This window comes from Burkholderia sp. BC1 (assembly GCF_052683555.1).
In genome coordinates this window covers 37276-57956 of the sequence record NZ_JBQYLP010000038.1, presented here as the reverse complement: position 1 = coordinate 57956, position 20681 = coordinate 37276, and the positions used below count along the sequence as shown (strand labels likewise).

General features: G+C 68.7%; 12 protein-coding genes. 10 read left to right on the top strand and 2 right to left on the bottom strand.

The window, feature by feature from the left end:
- Positions 1-466: 466 nt before the first annotated feature.
- Positions 467-2572 carry a TonB-dependent siderophore receptor gene (locus ACSHSS_RS19095; RefSeq protein WP_261532481.1) on the top strand — a complete coding sequence of 702 codons (2106 nt, stop codon included), beginning with the start codon at positions 467-469 and terminating at the stop codon, positions 2570-2572.
- A 60-nt stretch (positions 2573-2632) separates the two neighbouring features.
- On the opposite strand, the gene ACSHSS_RS19090 is transcribed toward ACSHSS_RS19095, so the two are convergent.
- On the bottom strand, positions 2633-3649 hold the full coding sequence (locus ACSHSS_RS19090) for a LacI family DNA-binding transcriptional regulator (protein ID WP_006397506.1): 1017 nt from the start codon (positions 3647-3649) through the stop codon (positions 2633-2635).
- Between the two features lie 187 nt (positions 3650-3836).
- On the opposite strand from ACSHSS_RS19090, the gene ACSHSS_RS19085 reads away from it, so the two are divergent.
- From ACSHSS_RS19085 to ACSHSS_RS19055, 7 genes are all read left to right on the top strand, one after another.
- A complete protein-coding gene (locus ACSHSS_RS19085; RefSeq protein ID WP_261532482.1) occupies positions 3837-4985 on the top strand; it encodes an ABC transporter ATP-binding protein in 1149 nt (382 codons plus the stop codon).
- Between the two features lie 9 nt (positions 4986-4994).
- Positions 4995-6980 (top strand): beta-galactosidase, encoded by a 1986-nt coding sequence (locus ACSHSS_RS19080; protein WP_261532483.1) that lies wholly within the window; start codon positions 4995-4997, stop codon positions 6978-6980.
- 73 nt (positions 6981-7053) lie between these two features.
- A complete protein-coding gene (locus tag ACSHSS_RS19075) occupies positions 7054-8313 on the top strand; it encodes an ABC transporter substrate-binding protein (RefSeq protein ID WP_105843284.1) in 1260 nt (419 codons plus the stop codon).
- 53 nt (positions 8314-8366) lie between these two features.
- Entirely contained in the window at positions 8367-9314 is a 948-nt protein-coding gene (locus tag ACSHSS_RS19070) for a carbohydrate ABC transporter permease (RefSeq protein ID WP_060041206.1), read from the top strand.
- 16 nt (positions 9315-9330) lie between these two features.
- Complete coding sequence (locus ACSHSS_RS19065) at positions 9331-10182, top strand: carbohydrate ABC transporter permease (RefSeq protein WP_006404677.1); 852 nt, start codon at positions 9331-9333, stop codon at positions 10180-10182.
- Positions 10183-10508: 326 nt separating this feature from the next.
- Complete coding sequence (locus tag ACSHSS_RS19060) at positions 10509-14651, top strand: CheR family methyltransferase (protein WP_261532484.1); 4143 nt, start codon at positions 10509-10511, stop codon at positions 14649-14651.
- A 140-nt stretch (positions 14652-14791) separates the two neighbouring features.
- On the top strand, positions 14792-15796 hold the full coding sequence (locus ACSHSS_RS19055) for a chemotaxis protein CheB (RefSeq protein ID WP_006397513.1): 1005 nt from the start codon (positions 14792-14794) through the stop codon (positions 15794-15796).
- A 15-nt stretch (positions 15797-15811) separates the two neighbouring features.
- On the opposite strand, the gene ACSHSS_RS19050 is transcribed toward ACSHSS_RS19055, so the two are convergent.
- Positions 15812-17290: a nitronate monooxygenase gene (locus tag ACSHSS_RS19050; RefSeq protein ID WP_261532485.1), complete on the bottom strand. Its 1479-nt coding sequence runs from the start codon at positions 17288-17290 to the stop codon at positions 15812-15814.
- Positions 17291-17872: 582 nt separating this feature from the next.
- Here ACSHSS_RS19050 and ACSHSS_RS19045 point away from each other — a divergent pair.
- Both ACSHSS_RS19045 and ACSHSS_RS19040 read left to right on the top strand, forming a co-directional pair.
- Positions 17873-18277 (top strand): GlcG/HbpS family heme-binding protein, encoded by a 405-nt coding sequence (locus ACSHSS_RS19045; protein ID WP_035955890.1) that lies wholly within the window; start codon positions 17873-17875, stop codon positions 18275-18277.
- A gap of 34 nt (positions 18278-18311) precedes the next feature.
- Positions 18312-20486 (top strand): malate synthase G, encoded by a 2175-nt coding sequence (locus ACSHSS_RS19040; RefSeq protein WP_445545378.1) that lies wholly within the window; start codon positions 18312-18314, stop codon positions 20484-20486.
- The last annotated feature ends 195 nt before the right edge of the window (positions 20487-20681 follow it).

Below are 20681 nucleotides of genomic sequence, written 5' to 3'. Positions count from 1 at the left end.
CAGGGGCCGGCGCGTTGAGGGGCGCCGCCGACGATGCTCACGCCGCCCGCCGACACCAGACGCCCTTCGCTCAGCGTCATCGTCTGATCAATCCCGCTCGCGACCTTCACGCCGCTCACGACATTGCTACGGCGATGCCGCTCTCTCGCAAGGAGCCGCACGTCACCGTGAAGCACGCATGAACGCGTATGCGTCCCGCGCTACGTCGACGATTCACGTCCGCCCGCTGCAGCGCCTGACCGTCGCCGCGCCTCCACCGCCGCACCGGCAGAGCGATGTGATCGAACCTCATCGCGCCCCGCTCTCACCCCACCTTCCTCCCCGGCCACAACCCGGTCAACTTACGATTGCAAATAACTCTCATTTACATTAGATTTCGGCGCGCAAATGTACTGTTTGGATCACGAATGCCGGCGCTGGACGGCTCGCGGTGCCCGAACGCGAACCCATCTCTGAAGGACGAGGTATGAGCAGGAAAAACTGGGCGGCCGCACCGATGGCCATCGTCGTCGGCACCGCCGGGCTGAGCAGCGCCGAGGCTCAGGAATTGTCGCTGCCCGCGATCGAAGTCTCCGGGCAGCGCACGACGGCGCCGTTTCGCGCGCCCGAATCGACGAGCGCGACACGCACCGAGACGGACGTGATGGAGATTCCGTTCGCCGTCAGCAGCGTCGATACGAAGCTGATCCGCACCGTCGCCGCGACACGCGGCGACGACCTTTACGACTGGGTCGCCGGCGTCGCGCGGCAGAACAACTTCGGCGGCCTGTGGGACAACTACGCCGTGCGAGGCTTCGCGGGCGACGGCGGCACGTCCGGCACCGACTACCTCGTCAACGGCTTCTCGTGGAATCGCGGGATGAGCGTGCCGCGCGACACGGCGACGCTCGAACGCATGGAAGTCCTCAAGGGTCCGGCGTCGGCGCTGTATGGCCGCGGCGACCCCGGCGGGCTCATCAGCTACACGACGAAGCAGCCGCAGTTCGCGCCGTCGAACACGATCGGCGTATCGGCAGGCAGCTACGGCGCGCTGCGCCAGACACTCGATTCGACCGGCCCCGTCACGAAGTCGCTCGCCTACCGCTTCATCGCGATGAATGAGGACAACGGCAGCTTCCGCGATACGGTGTCGAGCAAGCGCTATCTGTTCGCGCCGTCGTTCACGTGGGATATCGGCGACGACACGACGCTCCATTACGAATTCGAGACGGCACGGCAGCGCGCACCGCTCGATCGCGGCGTGGTCGCCGTCAACGGGCAGCTCGGCGCGGTGCCGGTGTCGCGGTTCATGGGCGAGCCGCGCGACGGCGACTACGACGTGCGCAACTCGGGCCATCAGTTCACGCTCGAACATCGCTTCAACGCCGACTGGTCAATCAACGCCGGCTTCGCGCAGCGCGATACCGACCTGTCCGGCCGCTCGTCCGAGGCGTTCGCCCTGCAGTCGGACGGGCGCACGCTGTGGCGCCGCTACCGGCAGGTCGCGTTTCACTCGAACGACCTGCAGGGGCGCGTCGAGGTGGCCGGCAAGGCGCGCACCGGCGCGATCGGCCATACGTTCGTGATGGGCGTCGATGCGTACCGCTTCAACTACGATCAGTTCGTTTCGCGCTCGACGCCGACGGCCGCGGCGCCGTACGCGATCGACATCTTCAACCCGGTCTACGGCCAGCCGGCGCCCGTGCCGCGCACCGCGACGAACCTGCTCGAGCGCGACGACGGCCAGGGCCTGTACGCACAGGACACGCTCGCGTTCGGGCCGCACTGGAAAGTACTTGCGGGGCTGCGCTGGGATCGCTTTCATCAGTCGGTCGAGAATCGCCTGAAAGGCGTGACGACGAGCCAGCTGCAAACGGCGGTAAGCCCGCGGCTCGGGATCGTGTACGAGGCGAGTCCCTCGCTGTCGCTGTATGCGAACACCGCGTACTCGTTCCGCCCGAACAACGGCGCCGACGTGAACGGCCGCGCATTCGATCCCGAAAAAGGGCACGGCTATGAAGCCGGCGTGAAGTGGGCCGGCACGCGCTGGCTCGCGACCGTCGCCGCGTTCTACGTGAACAAGCGCAACGTGCTGACCGCCGATCCGGCGAATGCCGGGTTCTCGCGCGCGGCCGGCGAAGTGCGCAGCCGCGGCGTCGAATTCGAATGGAACGGCGAACTCGGCCACGGCCTGCGCGGCGTCGTCAATCTCGCGTACGTCGATGCGCAGGTCACGCGCGACAGCGTGCTGACGCCCGGTGCCCGCCTCGTCGACATTCCCCGCCTGAGCGGCAGCGCGCTGCTGATGTACGAGACCGCGCTGCCGCTCGTCGACAAGGCCGGCGCAGGTGCGGGCGTGATCTATGTCGGCCGTCGCGCCGGCAACACCGCGAACACGCAGGACGGCTTCGATCTGCCCGCTTACGCGACGGTGCAGCTCAACGGCTACGTGCAGGTCAACAAGCATCTGCGTGCGTCGGTCGTGCTGAACAACCTGTTCAACCGCACGTACTACGTCAGTTCGTACAACAGCCTGTGGGTCACGCCGGGCGCGCCGCGCAGCCTGTTCGCGTCGCTCTCTTACACGTTCTAGCCGCGCTGCGCGCCGCGCACGGCGACCGCCGCCGTGCGTGCCACGCGCCATGCCCGTACGTCACCGTCGCGCCACGCCCGTCGTCCCGCGCACCACGAGCCGCGGCGCCGACGCCGTCCTGACGCGCGCCGCATCGTCGACCCGACCACCGGCCTCGCGCAACGCATTGAGCAGATCCACCGCGAGCGCCGCGGCCTCGGCGGTCGGGATCGCGACCGTCGTCAGCGTCGGACGCGTATCGCGCGCGAGCTGAATGTCGGTGATGCCGACGATCGACAGATCGTCCGGCACGCGCAGCCCGCGATCGGCGGCCGCATGCAGCGCGCCGATCGCCGGCAGATCGTTGGTCGCCAGCAGCGCCGTGAGTTCGGGATGCGCATCGAGCAATCGCGCTGCCGCGCGCAGCCCGCCTTCGATCGAATCGGGCTCGGCCTCGACGATCGACGCGTCGAGCCCCGCTTCGCGCATCACGTCGGCGAAACCGTCGTAACGCGCGGCCTGCACGCCACCCGCGCACCCGCCGACGATCGCGCCGATCCGCTCGTGACCGAGCTCGAGCAGATGCCGCGTCGCGATCCGCCCCGCCTCGCGGAAATCGACCGCGACGCACGGCAGCCCGTCCGGCGGCGCGTCCGGCCGCTCCCACATGCAGAGCACGACCGGCACGCCGCGCCGCGTCACCTCGAGCAGGTCCGGCAGATGGCTCGCGTTCGTCACGAGGATGCCTTCGGACACCGTGCCGGCAATCTGGTCCAGATAGGCGCGCCCCTGCGCCGGATCGTCGTTGGTATTGCAGACGATCAGAAACTGCCCGTTGCGCCGCACCGCGCGCTCGACCGCGAGCGCGAACTCGGGATAGAACGGGTTCGCGATGCTCGACACCATCAGCGCGACCGTCGGCGCGCGCCCCTCCGCGAGCGCCCGCGCGGCCAGATGCGGGCGGTAGCCGAGCGTCTGCACGGCCTCCAGCACGCGCGCGCGCGTCGCATCGCCGACGCGCCCGCGGCCGCGCAGCACGTTCGACACCGTCGCGGCCGTCACGCCCGCACGGCGCGCCACTTCATCGAGAGTCGCCATGTTTGCTCACTATCTGAGAAGCCCATCCAGTATTTGCTTCGCCGTGCGAAGCGGCGCACTATCGTCGCACGCCCTGCTGTCCGACCGCCGGGCGCCCAAGCCGCGAGCGCCATCGCCGTTTTTTTTGACTGCGATGATTAAGCGCTTAATCATGTGCGGCAACGCATTAAAACATGGAGCGGAGACAATGGCCAGCATCTCGATGCGGCGCGTGCAGAAAGCTTATGGCGACCACGCGCCGGTCATACGCGACGTCGATCTCGAGATCGGCGAGCACGAGTTCTGCGTGTTCCTCGGTCCGTCCGGCTGCGGGAAGTCGACGCTGCTGCGGATGATCGCCGGCCTCGAGGATCTGAGCGCGGGCGAGCTGTCGATCGGCGGCCGGCGCGTCGACGACGTACCGGCGGCCGAGCGCGGCGTCGCGATGGTGTTCCAGAGCTACGCGCTGTTTCCGCACATGACCGTCTACGAGAACATGGCGTTCGGCCTGAAGCTCGCGCGCACGCCGAAAGCGGAAATCGACCGCAAGGTGCGCGATGCCGCGCGGATCCTGCAGCTCGACGCGCTGCTCGAGCGCAAGCCGAAGGCGCTGTCGGGCGGGCAGCGGCAGCGCGTGGCGATCGGCCGCGCGATCGTGCGCGAGCCCGGCGTGTTCCTGTTCGACGAGCCGCTGTCGAACCTCGACGCGGCGCTGCGCGGGCAGACGCGCATCGAGATCGCGCGGCTGCACCGGCAGTTCGAGCGCGCGAGCGTCGTCTACGTGACGCACGACCAGACGGAAGCGATGACGCTCGCCGACAAGATCGTGCTGCTGCATGCCGGCGCCGACACCGCGCAACACGGCAGCATCGCGCAGGTGGGTGCGCCGCTCGAGCTGTACCACCGGCCGGCGAGCCGCTTCGTCGCCGGCTTCATCGGCTCGCCGCGGATGAACTTCCTGCCGGCCGTCGTCGCCGCGGCCGATGCGCAGCGCACGACGGTCACGCTCGTGCCGTCCGGCGACACCTTCACACTCGCGCGCGACGGCGCCGCGCTGCGCGCGGGCGACGCCGTCACGCTCGGCATCCGCCCCGAACACCTGACGCTCGGCGCCGCGCATGAATCGACGATGCTCGTGCGCGACGTCGCGCTCGTCGAGCGCCTCGGCGAGCAGACCTGCGTCCATCTCGAGCAGCCCGGCGGCACGCCGCTGATCGCGAAGGTGCCCGGCGACGCGTCGGTGCGCCCCGGCGAGCGCCTGCCCGTGCATGCACCGGCCGCCGCGTGCCACCTGTTTACCGAAGACGGCCGCGCACTGCCTGCGTCCGCCACCCTCTCCGTTCACCACTACGCATAAGGATCGCGCATGCGCGTCGGCGTCTGTTACTACCCGGAACACTGGCCGGAATCGATGTGGGCGGACGACGCCCGCCGGATGAAAGCGCTCGGCATCGCTCAGGTGCGCATCGCGGAATTCGCGTGGAGCCGCATCGAGCCGTCGCCCGGCGAATACGATTGGGGCTGGCTCGATCGCGCGGTCGACGTGCTCGCCGCGGCCGGCCTCGACATCGTGATGTGCACGCCGACCGCGACGCCGCCGAAATGGCTGATCGACCGCCATCCCGAGATCCTCGCGATCGGCGCGGACGGCAGGCCGCGCGCGTTCGGCTCGCGCCGCCACTACGACTTCTCGTCGCCGATCTATTACGACGCGTCGCGGCAGATCTGCACGGCGGTCGCCGAGCGCTACGGCCGCCATCCGGCCGTGCGCTTCTGGCAGACCGACAACGAGATGGGCTGCCACCAGACGGTCGTCAGCTATTCGCCGGCCGCGCTCGCACGCTTTCGCGAATGGCTGAAGGCGCGCTACGGGACGATCGACGCACTGAACCGCGCGTGGGGCACGGTGTTCTGGAGCATGGAGTATCGCGATTTCGACGAGATCGACGCACCCGTCGGCACCGTGACCGAAGCGCATCCGACGCATCGGCTCGACTACCGGCGTTTCGCGTCGGACGAAGTGGTCCGCTATCACCGGATGCAGGTCGACGTGATCCGCGCGCGCTCGCCGGGCCGGCCGGTCGCGCACAACTTCATGCAACTGTTCACCGATTTCGATCACTATGCGGTCGCGCGCGATCTCGACGTCGCAACGTGGGACAGCTATCCGCTCGGCGCGCTGGAGGAACACTGGTTCGCGCCCGACGTGAAGGCGCGCTGGCTGCGCACGGGCCATCCGGATTTCGCGTCGTTCAATCACGACCTCTATCGCGGGATGTCGAAGCTGCCGTTCTGGGTGATGGAGCAGCAGCCGGGCCCCGTGAACTGGGCGCACTGGAACCCGGCGCCGCTGCCGGGCATGGTGCGGCTGTGGAGCTGGGAAGCCTTCGCGCACGGCGCGGGCTGCGTGTCGTACTTCCGCTGGCGGCAGGCGCCGTTCGCGCAGGAACAGATGCATGCGGGCCTGCACACGCCCGACGACCGGCTCGACGAAGGCGGCCGCGAAGCAGAGCGCGTCGTGCAGGAGATCGCCGTCGTGCAGGGCGCCGATGCGCACGCGGACGCCGCCGTGCACGCGCGCGTCGCGCTCGTCTTCGACTACGAAGCGAAGTGGCTGCTCGACGTGCAGCCGCAAGGCGCGGACTTCCAGTACGCACGCATCGCGTTCGAGTACTACTCGGCGCTGCGCGCGCTCGGCCTCGACGTCGACGTGATCTCCGCGCAGGCGCCGCTCGACGGCTATCGGCTCGTCGTCGTGCCGCCGCTGCCGATCGTTCCCGACGATTTCGCCGCGCGCCTCGCCGCATCGGGCGCGCATGCCGTGTTCGGGCCGCGCACCGGTTCGAAGACGGTCGACCTGCAGATTCCGCCGACGTTGCCGCCCGGCGCACTCGCCTCGATCCTGCCGCTGCGCGTGTGGCGCGTCGAGTCGCTGCGGCCGAACGTGACCGAACGCGTCGACGGCGCGCTCGTCGACGGCACGCCGTTCGCCGGTCACGCGCGCCACTGGCGCGACCTCGTCGAACTGCGCGATGCGCAGCGCACCGTCGTGCGCGCGCGCTTTGCCGACGATCATCCGGCATGGCTGTCGCACGGCACGCTGCATTATTGGGCCGCGCTGTTCGACGACGCGACCACCGCGCAGCTGTTCGCGAGCGTCGCCGCCGAAGCGGGGCTCGCGCCGACGCCGCTCGCCGACGGCGTGCGCATCAGCCGGCGCGGCGGCCTCACGTACGTCTTCAACTACGGCGACACCGTGCACACGATCGATGCCGTGCCGCCGGCGGCGTTCGTGGTCGGCAGCGCGGACGTCGAGCCGCGCGGCGTCGCCGTCTATCGCAGCCCGGTGTAGCCGTTTTCATCGTCACCGCCGCGGCGCGCGACGCGCCGCCCACGCATAACGACAGACAGGACTGGAGACAACCATGACTCATCGCCCCGTTCGCGCCGCCGCCCGGTTCGCCACGGCCGCCGCCGTCGCACTCGCGTCGCTCGCCGCGGCCGCACCCGCCGACGCCGGCACGCTGAGCATCAACATCGCGTTCAAAGGCGCGAGCCAGCGCGCGGTCTGGCAGTCGACGCTCGACGCGTTCCACCGCGCGCATCCGGACATCGACGTGAAAGCGACGTTCGTCGACGAGGAAGCGTACAAGGTACAGCTTCCCGCATGGCTCACGACCGTCGCGCCCGACGTCGTGAACTGGCACGCGGGCGAACGGATGGCGTACTACGCGAAGCGCGGGCTGTTCGAGGATCTGAGCGGCGACTGGGCGAAGAACGGCTGGGACGCGATGTATGCGTCGACGCGCAGCGCATCGTCGTACAACGGCAAGCAATACGCGGCGCCGACCGTCTACTACTCGTGGGGCCTGTTCTACCGGAAGGATCTGTTCCGCAAGGTCGGCATCGCGAACGAGCCGAAAACCTGGGACCAGTTTCTCGATGCGTGCCGCAAGCTGAAGGCCGCAGGCATCACGCCGATCGCGGTCGGCGGCCGCGACGCGTGGACGCTCGCCGGCTGGTTCGACTATCTCGACCTGCGCCTGAACGGCAACGCGTTCCACCAGCAGCTGATGGCCGGCGACGTGCCGTACACCGACGCGCGCGTGAAGAAGGTCTACACGACGTGGAAATCGCTGATCGATGCCGGCTACTTCATCGACAACGCGCTGTCCTACGATCTCGACGGTGCGCAGCCGTTCCTGTTCCAGGGCAAGGCCGCGATGATGCTGATGGGCACGTTCATCGCGGCCGGCTTTCCGGCGAACGTGAAGCCGGAGATGGGCTACTACCGCTTTCCGATCATCGACGCGAACGTGCCGACCGCCGAAGACGGCCCGGTCGAATCGCTGCACATCCCGACGAAGGCGAAGAACAAGGCCGACGCGCATACGTTCCTCGCGTTCGTCGAAACGCCGGAGATCGGTGCGAAGCTCGCGGAAGGGCTCGGCTCGCTGTCGGCGAACAGCAAGTCGCCGGAGCCGGCCGATCCGATCTCGCGCATCGGCTTCCGGATTCTCGCCGACACGAAGGGCGGCGTCGCGCAGTTCTACGACCGCGACATGACGAAGGAAATGGCCGACGAAGGGATGAAGGGCATGCAGCAGTTCGTCGCGAATCCGGCGCAGCTCGATGCGGTGCTCGCGCAGCTCGAGCAGACGCGCAAGCGGATCTACAAGAAGTGACCGCGTGACCGTGCGGCGGCCGCGCGCCGCCGCGCCCGTTCAGGAGACGCACCATGTCGAGTCCGCTCACGTCCCATTCGCCCGCCGGCGCCGCCGGCGCCGCCGCGTCGCGCGATGCGGCGCATGCGCTGCCCGCGCGCCGCCCGTCGCCGGCGGCGCGGCGGCAGCGCCGTGCCGCCTGGCTGTTTCTCGCGCCGGCCTGCGCGATGGTTGCCGTCTATGTGATCTGGCCGATCCTGTCGACGTTGTGGCTGAGCCTCTGCAACTGGGACGGGATGACCGAGCGCACGTTCGTCGGCCTTGCGAACTACGTCGAGCTGCTGCACGCGCCGACCTTCTACACGGCGCTGCGCAACAATGTGATCTGGCTCGTGCTGTTCATGCTCGCGCCGCCGCTCGGCCTCGCGCTCGCGCTGTACCTGAATCAGGCGGTCGGCGGAATTCGGCTCGTGAAGTCGCTGTTCTTCGCGCCGTTCGTGCTGTCGGGCGTCGTCGTCGGGCTGATCTTCTCGTGGTTCTACGATCCGACCTTCGGCTTGCTCGCGCTGATCGCCGGCCACGGGATCCCGGTGCTCGGCGACGCGCGCTATGCGACGCTCGGCGTCGTGTTCGCCGCGCTGTGGCCGCAGACGGCGTACTGCATGATCCTCTACCTGACCGGCCTCACGTCGCTGAACCCCGAGCAGATCGAAGCGGCGCGGATGGAAGGCGCGCGCGGCTTCGCGCTGCTCTGGCACGTCGTGCTGCCGCAGCTGCGGCCGACGACGTTCATGGCGATCGTCGTCACCGTGATCGGCGCCCTGCGCAGCTTCGACCTGATCTCCGTGATGACGGGCGGCGGCCCGTTCGAAAGTTCGACCGTGCTCGCGTATTACATGTACGACCAGGCGATCAAGTACTACCGGCTCGGCTATTCCGCATCGATCGCGGTCGTGCTGTTCGCGATCATGCTCGTCTATATCGCCTTCCAGTTGCGCCGGATGCTGCGCAACGAGCAGTGACCTACCGGGAGCCATCATGTTTCCGACACCCGTCGCCCAATGGAAACCCGTCACGCGCCGGCTGTACAAGCTGTCGCTGCCCGTCGCGCTCGCGATCTGGCTGCTGCCGCTGATCGCGGTGTTCGTCACGTCGGTGCGCTCGACCGAAGAGCTCGTCGAAGGCCATTACTGGGGCTGGCCGCGCCATTTCTCGATGATCGAGAACTATCGCGACGCATTGACGACGTCGCCGATGCTGCACTACTTCTGGAACAGCGTGCAGATCACCGTGCCGTCCGTCCTCGGCTCGATCGCGCTCGCCGCGATGGCGGGCTTCGCGCTCGCGACCTACCGGTTTCGCGGCAATACCGCGCTGTTCGGCACGTTCGTCGCCGGCAACTTCGTGCCGGTGCAGGTGCTGATGATTCCGGTGCGCGACCTGTCGCTGCGGCTCGGCGTCTTCAATACGGTCGAGGCGCTGATCCTGTTTCACGTCGCGTTTCAGACCGGCTTCTGCACGCTGTTCCTGCGCAACTTCATCAAGCAGCTGCCGTTCGAGCTGATCGAGGCCGCGCGCATCGAAGGCGCCGGCGAGTGGACGGTGTTCTGGCGCATCGTGCTGCCGCTGATCCGGCCGGCGCTCGCGGCGCTCGCGATTCTCGTGTTCACGTTCGTCTGGAACGACTACTTCTGGGCGCTGTGCCTGACGCAAGGTGACGAGGCCGCGCCGATTACCGCGGGCGTCGCCGCGCTGAAGGGGCAGTGGACGACGTCGTGGAACCTCGTGTCGGCCGGCTCGATTCTGGCGGCGCTGCCGTCGGTCGCGATGTTCTTCGCGATGCAGAAGCATTTCGTCGCGGGGCTGACGTTCGGCGCGACGAAAGGCTGAACGAAACGCGCGCGGCGGCGCGCGCGAGCGAATCTCCCCCTCCGCATCGAGAGGTTGCCCGCTTCGGCGGGCTTTTTTTCGTGCGCAGCGGGCGCGCGTCCGTCGCGTCGCGTCGCATCGCCCGGTCCGTGCGCGTCCGCGGCGCCCCGACCCGCGCCGCGACGCCGCATCGGGCACTCGGAGCACCGCGTGCGGTGCCGTACAATGCGCACAAAAACGCAGCGAAAAGTATCGCGAGCGGGACCGCGGAATCACGAGTGACGCCGATTCGGCAGCGACCCGGCGACTCACGATGCGTCGTCTCACCCCCTCATCAGGAGAAGTCAATGGCACGGCAAGAGCCTACCGATCGGGAGCGGCTTCCCGCGTCTGCGACGTTGCGAAGCGATCTGACGTTTCCGATCGTGGGCATCGGCGCATCGGCAGGCGGCACGATGGCCTTGCAGACCTTCTTCGAGAACGCGCCGACCGGCATGGAAATGGCGTTCGTCGTCATCGTCCATCTGGCCCCGGAGCAGATCAGCCACATGGACAGCGTGCTGCAGCACACGACCGGCATGCCGGTCCGTCAGGTGACGAGCACCGTCCCGATCGAAAAGAACCATATCTACGTGATCGCGCCCGGCATGCAGCTCGAAATGGCGGACGGCTGCCTGCGTTGCAGCCCGCGCGAGATGTCGGGCGGCGTCGCGCTGACGATCGACCACTTTTTCCGGACGCTGGCCGACGCGCACGATTCGCGCGCGATCGGCATCGTGATGTCCGGGACGGGCTCCGACGGCGCGGCGGGGCTGCGCCGTATCAAGGAGGTCGGCGGCATCACGCTCGCGCAGACACCGGACGATGCCGAACACGCCGAGATGCCGAAGCAGGCGATTGCGATCGGCGGCGCGGACATCGTGCTGCCCGCCGCCGAAATGCCGCAACGGCTGCTCGATCTCTGGGCCAACGCGCGGCGCATCGAACAACAAGGGCTCGAACTCGCGCACGCCCACCAGAATCTTGACCGGCCGGGCGCCAACGACCCCGAGCGCGCGCTGTCGGACATCCTGATGCATTTGCGCGTGCGCACCGGGCACGACTTCCGGCTCTACAAGCGCGCGACCGTGCTGCGCCGGATCGAGCGGCGCATGCAGGTCAACGGGCAGCGCGACCTGCTCGCGTACCGCGATTTCCTGCGCGCGACGCCCGACGAGGCGAACGCGCTGCTCGCCGACATGCTGATCGGCGTCACGCAGTTCTTCCGCGATCGCGACGCGTTCGACTTCCTCGAGCGCGAGGTGATCGCGTCGATGTTCTCGCCGGATGCCGGCGAGGAACAGGTGCGCGTCTGGGTCGCCGGCTGCGCGACGGGCGAGGAAGCGTATTCGATCTCGCTGCTGCTCGCCCGCGCGCGCGAGACGGCCGTCTCGAGCCAGGCGATCCAGGTGTTCGCGACCGACATCGACGAAGCGGCGATCGTGCGCGCGCGCACGGGCTCCTATCCGCTGTCGATCGCAGCCGACGTGCCCGAACCGCTGCTGCAGCGGTATTTCACGCGCGACGGCGCGCATTTCGTGATTGCGAAATCGGTGCGCGAGCGCATTCTGTTCGCCGCGCACAGCCTGCTGCGCGATCCGCCGTTCTCGCATCTCGATCTGATCTCGTGCCGCAACGTCCTTATCTACCTCGAACGGGCGGTGCAGCGGCAGATCCTCGAGCTGTTTCACTTCGCGCTGCGCCCGAACGGCTATCTGTTCCTCGGCACCGCGGAATCGGCCGACGCGGCCGACGATCTGTTTACCGTCGTCGACAAGAAGCGCCGCATCTATCAGGCGCGCGTCGTCACGCATCGCGCGAAAACGCCGACCGGTTGCCCGCCGCTGCTGCATGTCGAATCGGGTTCGGCCGACGAGCGGCCCGTGCCGACACTTACGCTGCGCGCGCCGGCGAGCCCGGTTCAGCGCAATTTCTCGTATGCGGAACTCCATCAACGGGCACTGGAAATGTATTCGCCGCCGAGCGTGATCATCGACAAGGAATCGAACGTCGTGCATCTGTCGGACAACGCCGGCCGGTTCCTGCGCCACGTCGGCGGCGAGCTGTCGAGCAACATCATGACGCTCGTGCTGCCCGACCTGCGGCTCGACCTGCGCACCGCCATCTTCCGCGCGCTGCAGACGGGCACGAGCGTCGAGGCGCGCCGCGTCAAGTGGACGCACGACACGCAGGTGTCGTGGATCAACATGACGGTGCGGCCGTTTCACGACAAGGTCGCGAACGCGGACTTTCTGCTCGTCGTGTTCGACGAGGTAGCCGGGCGCATGACCGACGAGGACCAGGCCGAAGCAAACGGGCAGGATCCGGTGCTCGCGCAGCTCGAGCACGAACTGCAGCACAGCCGCGAGCAGCTCGCGACGATCATCGAGCAGTATGAAACCTCGGTCGAGGAACTGAAGGCCTCGAACGAGGAACTGCAGGCGATCAACGAGGAGCTGCGCTCGACCAGCGAGGAGCTCGAAAGCAGCAAGGAAGAACTGCAGTCGGTGAACGAGGAGCTGACGACCGCGAACGCCGAGATGCAGGCGCGGATCGAGGACACCGCCAAGGCCAACGACGATCTGCACAACATCATCGCGTCGAGCGAGATCGCGACCGTCTTCGTCGACAAGGAAATCCGCATCAAGCGCTTCACGCCGAACGCGACCGCGATCTTCAACCTGATCGACAGCGATCTCGGCCGCTCGCTGTTTCACATTACCCATTCGCTGCGCTATCCGACGCTCGCCGACGACGTGCGGCAGTCGTTCCAGTCGCTGCGGCTGATCGAGCGCGAGATCGAGAGCGAGGCCGGGCGATGGTATCTGATCCGGTTGCTGCCGTATCGCACCGCCGACGACCATATCGACGGCGCCGTCATCACGCTGATCGACGTCACGGATCGCCATCACGCGGAGGAAGCCGCGCGGGCCGGCGAGCAGCGGCTGCGCCTCGTCGCGCAGTCGACGAAGGACTACGCGATCATCATCCAGGACGGCAACGGCATCATCGCGAGCTGGAATGCGGGGGCCGAACGGATCTTCGGCTATACCGAAGACGAAATGATCGGCCAGGATGTCGAGCTGATCTACGAGCCGAACGACCGGCATGCGCGCGTGCCGGCGCACGAGCGCGAGGTCGCGGCGCGCGAAGGCCGCGCGGACGACGAACGCTGGCATCGCACGAAGGACGGGCGGCGCATCTTCTGCAGCGGTGTCGTGACGCCGATTGCCGATACGTCGTTCAACGGCTTCGCGAAAATCGTCCGCGACCTGACGCAGCGCAAGCTCAGCGAGGACGCGAACCGCGAAGCGCTCGCGCGCGAGCAGGCCGCCCGCGAGCAGGCGCTCAGTTCCAATCAGTTGAAGGACGAGTTCATCGCCGTGCTGTCGCACGAATTGCGGCATCCGCTGAATCTGATCGGCGTGCGTGCCGAAATGCTGCCGCGTCTGCCCGAAACGCGCGACATCCCCGCGGTGCGCGAAGCGGCCGAGCTGATTCGGCAGGCGGTACGCGCGCAGGCGCAGATCATCGACGATCTGCTCGATCTGTCCCGCATCCGCACCGGCAAGCTCGCGCTCGAGCTGTCGCGCGTCGATCTGACGGCGGTGCTGCGCACGATCGTCGATACGTGCGAGGCGGACGCGCACGCGCGCGGCCTCGTGCTGACCGCCGAGTTGCCGGACGACCCGGCGATTGCGCTCGCCGATCCGATTCGCTGCGAGCAGATTTTCTGGAACCTGATGTCGAATGCGCTGAAGTTCACGCATGCGGGCGGCCGGATCGTCGTGCGGCTCACGCATGAAGCGCGGATGCTGCGCGTCGACGTGATCGACGACGGACAGGGGATCGACCGCGACACGCTTCCGCACGTGTTCGACATGTTCCGCCAGGCGCCGCGCGACCGTACGCGCGGCGGGCTCGGCATCGGCCTCGCGCTCGTGCGGCAGCTCGTCGAAATGCACGACGGCCGGATTTCGGCGGCATCCGACGGCCCCGGGCGCGGCACCACGATGACGGTCTGGTTGCCGGCCGCGGCCGACACGCGCATCGCGGCCGCCGATCGCCGCGCGTCGGAGGGCCGCATCGCCGGCCTGCACGTGCTGCTCGTCGAGGACGATGCCGAGACCGCGCTGTCGCTGACTACCCTGCTGAAACTGGCGGGCGCGGAGGTGCGCACCGCGGCGAGCGGCGCAGCGGCGCTGGAGATGCTCGCGCAAGGGCCCGTCGATGCGATCGTGTCCGACATCGGGTTGCCCGACATGGACGGTTACGCGCTGCTGCGCCGGATCAAGGCCGACCCGCAATGGGCGCGGCTCAAGGCGATCGCGCTGACGGGCCGCAACCGTCAGACCGATGTCGGCGCCGCGACGGAAGCCGGATTCGCCACGCATCTGCCGAAACCGCTCGATTTCGGCTTGCTGCTCGCGGCGCTCGCCGAACCGCGCTGAGCTGTTGCAACGAGCCGCGCGCGCCGGCCCGCGGCCTGCGGCGGCGTCGCGCGGGCGCGCATCGTTTCATCCACGGGGCCCCCGCGCCCGACGTCCGCATCGGGCACCCACCTTGCGCCTCGATCTGCAAGGAGGGTGCCATGGACCATCGAGATGTCGTCGTCGTCGCGTCGTCGAGGGGCGGACTGCCGGTGCTCCGGGCACTCGTGACCGGCCTGCCCGAGGGCTTCCCCGTACCGATCTGCATCGTGCAGCACATCGGGCGCAACCGGTCGATTCTGCCGGAGCTGCTGACGCGCTGGGGCAGGCTGGACGCGACCCACGCGTTACACGGCGAGCGCCCGCATCCGGGCAGAATTTATGTGGCGCCGCCCGACCGGCACCTCGTGCTGCGCGGCGGCAAACTGCATCTGCTCGATACGGCCGCCGAAAACTACGCGCGTCCCGCCGCCGATCCGCTGTTCCGCTCCGCCGCGCGCGAATACGGGCCGGGCGCGATCGGCGTCGTACTGAGCGGCGATCTCGACGACGGTTCCGCCGGCCTCGCGGCGATTCGCGCCCACGGCGGCTACGGCATCGTCCAGCATCCGGACGAATGCGAGGCGCCGTCGATGCCGCGCGCGGCGCTCGCCGCCGCCGGTGCGGACGCCGTCGCGACGGCCGACGAACTGGCGCACACCATTCACGCGGCGGTCTATGGCGCACGCGGCGAGGAGGGTCGCACGATGACGGATTTGCGCACACTGGACGACGAAAGTCGAATCGCCGAGGGCCGCTTCCTCACGCCCCAATTGCTCGATGCGATCGGCGAGCGTTCGGCGCTCACGTGCCCGAGCTGCAGCGGCGCGCTATGGCGCATGCGCGACGATCGCCCGTTGCGCTATCGGTGCCATACCGGGCACGCGTTCTCGGCGCTTTCGCTCGACGATGCGGAAGCGCAGAAGGCCGAAGATGCGATCTGGGTCGCGATCCGCGCCGTCAACGAGCGGATGATCTTCGCGCGCGAGCGGCAGGAATGGGCGCGCCGCACGGGCAACGCAGAGGACGAGGCGATCGAGCAGGCGCGCATCGACGAAAACCGGCAGCTCGCGGACGTGCTGCGCCACGCGCTGCATGTGGCAACGCATGGCCGCGAGCCGGGGTGACCGTCGCGCGCGCCGCTATCGGTGCACGCCGCCGTCCCTGAGCCGTACGTCGACCGCGCCGATGTTCTTCTCGTGCGCGACCAGCATCTGCGTCAGCGCCTCATGCATATCGCGGTCCGCGAGCGTCGGCAGCAACGCTTGCAGCCTGCGCACCACCCAGCGCTGGCCGCGATTCAGAAACGCCATCCGCTCCGCGAGATCGTCGATCGCCATCGCCTTCTCGTAGAACGCGCCCGTTGCGCGCGTCGGCGTCGCGCCGAGCGTGCGGATCGCATCGACGAGCACGCTGCACCAGTGCGCTTCGTCCTGACGAATATGCGCGATCAGCCGGTGCAGCGCGTCGTCGTCCGCTACTTCCGCCGCCGTTTCCGACGCGACGCGCGCGCCCGCGCGCTCCGCTTCGAGCAGTTCGTCGAGCGCGGCCAGCAACGCGGTGCGCTGCGCGTCGGCGTCGTGGCCCGAGCGCGCGGCCGCACGCGATTCGAGGATCGCTGCCGCCTCGCGCACGATCCGGCGCAACACGTCGGCCGCCGGTTCGACCGCCCTGATCCGCCCGGCGCCCGTGCCCGCATACAGCGCCATCGCCTCGAAATCGCCCGTCATCGTGCGCAGCGGCGAATCGGTACTGAACAGATAGATCGGACGCCCTTCCTCGTCGCCGATCACGACGCGCGCGTCGCCGAACGGATCGCCGCGCTCGCCGCGCGTCACGCTCGACGGCAGCACGCGCACCTTCGCGCCGCGCGGCCAGTTGATATGGAAGATGTCGGTGAGCAGCGTGTCGCCGTCGTGCGCATCGACGATCCGCTGCTTGTGATACGCGTGCGCGAACGATTCGTGCGTCGCGAGAAACGCGGTGCCGATCGCCGCGCCCTGCGCGCCGAGCGCCATCGCGGCGGCCACGCCGGCACCGTCGACGATGCCGCCGGCCGCGAGCACCGGCACCTGCACCGCGCCGACCACGTCCGGCAGCAGCGCCGTTAGCGGCCGGTCGCCGCGCACATGGCCGCCGGCTTCGTGCCCCTGCACGATCAGCGCATCGGCGCCGGCCGCTTCGGCCGCCTGCGCGTCGTCCACGGAGCCGACCTGATGCACGACGCGAATGCCCGCGTCGCGCAGCCGGCGCACGATAGCCGGCATCACGTCCCAGAACAGCGCGACGACCGGCACGCGCAGTTCGATGCACGCGTCGAGTTGCGCCTCGAGCAGTTCGGGCGGCGTCGCCGCGGGAATCAGATTGACGCCGAACGGGCGATCGGTCGCCGCGCGCACCTGCTCTACCTCGCGGCGGATCAACTCGACCGGTTCGCGCACCATGCCGAGAAAACCGAATCCGCCGGCCGCACTCACCGCGCTCGCAAGCGCCGAGCGCGCCACGCCGCCCATCCCGGCCAGCACGATCGGCCACGTGCAGCCGAGCAGGTCGTAGACGGGGCGATGCAGGATCGGGACGGCGCGGGCGTCGGGCCCGTCGCCACGCACTGGATTCGACATGCACGTCCTCCTTGCTGAATCGGCGGCGCATCGCGCGCGGGCGACCGCGACCGCACTGCGCGGGCGAAGGCAGGCGACGGCGGCAGTCGCGGGGCGTTCGCCGAATGGATCAGATTGTGACATATCGATGCATACGCCCGCTGCGCCGGCGCAGTCCGCTTGATCAGCATCATCGATGCCGTTCGTTCCGGCCCGATCACGTCCATCGTTCGAACCGAAGCATCGAACGCACGCGCTGCGCGCCGCCACATCGACCCATGGTAGACCGCCATCGATGCGCGCGCCGAAGCGATCGTGCCGATCTCGAGCGGCTGCCGAGCGTTCGTGAAGGAATACGGCGATCTGCTGCGGTCGGACCCCGTGTATGCGCACAAGGCAGGGCGCGCGACCTCGCGGAAGCCATCGCGGCCGCGCCGCTCGACGCGTGTAAAACGACTCGGCGCGACCCGACCGGATTGTCAGCGCGAGCATCGACTGCCAGACTCCTCCGAACGACATGGGCCGCACGCGCGTGCGCCACTCGCTGGATCGCACGCGTCGCCGACCGACCGATCACCCGACCGACGATGCCGGAGGAGCCTGATGCAAACGAAGCCCGAACTCGAACTCGCCGACGCCGACCGCATCCTCGCCGCCGCACGCGCGGAGGCCGAACGCAACGGCTGGGCCGTGTCGATTGCGGTCGTCGACGACGGCGGCCATCTGCTCGCGTTCGCGCGGCTCGACGGCGCGTCGCCGGCGAGCGCGGCGATCGCGCAGGACAAGGCGCGCGCGGCCGCACTCGGCCGGCGCGACACGAAGGCGTATGAGGATATGATCAACGGTGGCCGCACCGCGTTTCTCAGCGCGCCGCTGTCGGGCTTGCTCGAAGGCGGCGTGCCGGTGACGGCCGGCGGCCGCGTCGCGGGCGCGATCGGCGTGTCGGGCGTGAAGTCCGTGCAGGACGCGCAGATCGCCCGTGCCGGCGCACAAAGCGTCGCGGACTGATCCGCGCGCGCATTTTTCCCCGGGAGGATTCACGATGATCGACCATGACGGACTGCAAGTCGCGCCAGCGCTGAGCCAGTTCATCGAAAACGAAGCGCTGCCGGGCACCGGCATCGACAAGGCCGCGTTCTGGCGCGGCTTCTCTGCACTGGTGCACGACCTTGCGCCGCGCAACCGCGAACTGCTCGCCGAGCGCGACCGTCTGCAAAGCGAACTCGACGCCTGGCATCGCGCGCACCCTGGCCCGGTGCGCGACCTCGCCGCGTATCGCGCGTTCCTCGAGCAGATCGGCTACCTGGTGCCGACGCCGGCCGACGTCGCGGCCACGACCGCGAACGTCGACAGCGAAATCGCGACGCAGGCGGGCCCGCAGCTCGTCGTGCCGCTGTCGAACGCGCGCTATGCGCTGAACGCGGCGAACGCGCGCTGGGGCAGCCTGTACGACGCGCTGTACGGCACCGACGCGCTGCCGGAAGACAACGGCGCCGAGCGCACCGCAACGTACAACCCGACGCGCGGCCAGCGCGTGATCGACTACGCGCGCAACGTGCTCGACAACGCGGCGCCGCTCGCCGGTGCGTCGCACCGCGACGCGCTGCGCTACCGCGTGCAGGACGGCCAGCTCGCCGTCGAGACCGGCAAGGGCATCGTGCACCTCGCGCAGCCCGCGCAATTCGTCGGCTACCAGGGCGCGGCCGATGCGCCCTCCGCGATCCTGCTGAAGCACAACGGGCTCCATCTCGAGATCCAGATCGACGGATCGACGCCGATCGGCCGCGCGGACGTCGCGAACGTGAAGGACGTCGTGCTCGAAGCGGCGGTCAGCACGATCATCGACTGCGAGGATTCGGTCGCGGCCGTCGACGCCGAGGACAAGGTGCAGCTGTACCGCAACTGGCTCGGGCTGATGCAGGGCACGCTGGTGGAGGAAGTGTCGAAGGGCGGCAAGACGTTCACGCGCCGCCTGAACGCCGACCGCGAATACACGACGCCCGACGGCGGCACGCTGACGCTGCACGGTCGCTCGCTGCTGTTCGTGCGCAACGTCGGGCATCTGATGACGATCGGCGCGGTGCTCGATCGCGACGGCAACGAGATTCCGGAAGGCATCCTCGACGGCGTCGTCACGACGCTCTGCGCGCTGCACGACCTGAAGTCGAAGCGCAATTCGCGCACCGGCTCGATCTACATCGTGAAGCCGAAGATGCACGGCCCGGCCGAAGTCGCGTTCGCCGATACGCTGTTCGCGCGCATCGAGGATCTGTACGGGCTGCCGCGCAATACGCTGAAGATGGGCATCATGGACGAGGAGCGCCGCACCAGCGTGAACCTCGCCGCCTGCATCGCGGCCGCGGCCGCGCGCGTCGCATTCATCAACACGGGCTTCCTCGACCGCACCGGCGACGAGATGCACAGCGCGATGGAAGCGGGGCCGATGATCCGCAAGGGCGACATGAAGTCGTCCGCGTGGATCGCCGCGTACGAGCGCAACAACGTGCTCGCGGGGCTGTCGGCCGGGCTGCGCGGGCGCGCGCAGATCGGCAAGGGGATGTGGGCGATGCCCGACCTGATGCATGCGATGCTCGAGCAGAAGATCGCGCATCCGCGCGCGGGCGCGAACACCGCGTGGGTGCCCTCGCCGACCGCCGCGACGCTGCATGCGCTGCACTACCATCTCGTCGATGTGCAGGCCGTCCAGCAGGAACTCGAAAAGACGCCGTACGCGAGCGAGCGCGACGCGCTGCTCGAAGGCCTGCTGACCGTGCCGGTCGTCGAGCGTGCCGCGTGGAGCGACGAAGAGATCCTGCGCGAAGTCGAAAACAACGCGCAGGGCATTCTCGGCTACGTCGTGCGGTGGGTCGAACAGGGCGTCGGCTGCTCGAAGGTGCCGGACATCCACGACGTCGGCCTGATGGAAGACCGCGCGACGCTGCGCATCTCGAGCCAGCACATCGCGAACTGGCTGCGTCACGGCGTGATCACCGAGGCGTTCGTGCTCGACGTGTTCAAGCGGATGGCGCGCGTCGTCGACCAGCAGAACGCGGGCGACCCGAACTATCGTCCGATGGCGCCCGACTACGACCGCTCGGTCGCGTTCCAGGCTGCCTGCGCGCTCGCGCTGCAGGGCACGTCGCAGCCGAGCGGCTATACGGAGCCGCTGCTGCACCGGTTCCGGCTCGCGTTCAAGGCGCAGCAGGCACAGGCCTAAGCGGCGGCGGGCGCACGCCCGCGTTGCGCATGCTTCGACGGGCGGCCACGGCCGCCCGTTTTTCGTTTGCGCGAGCGCCGGCCTTCGTGTGCGGTTGCATCGTCGCGCACCGCCGCGCATGCTCGCCAAACGCAAGCCGCCGAATCGCCGCGACTTGACGCGGATCAACGGTTCGCGACCTTTTTCGCACGCTCC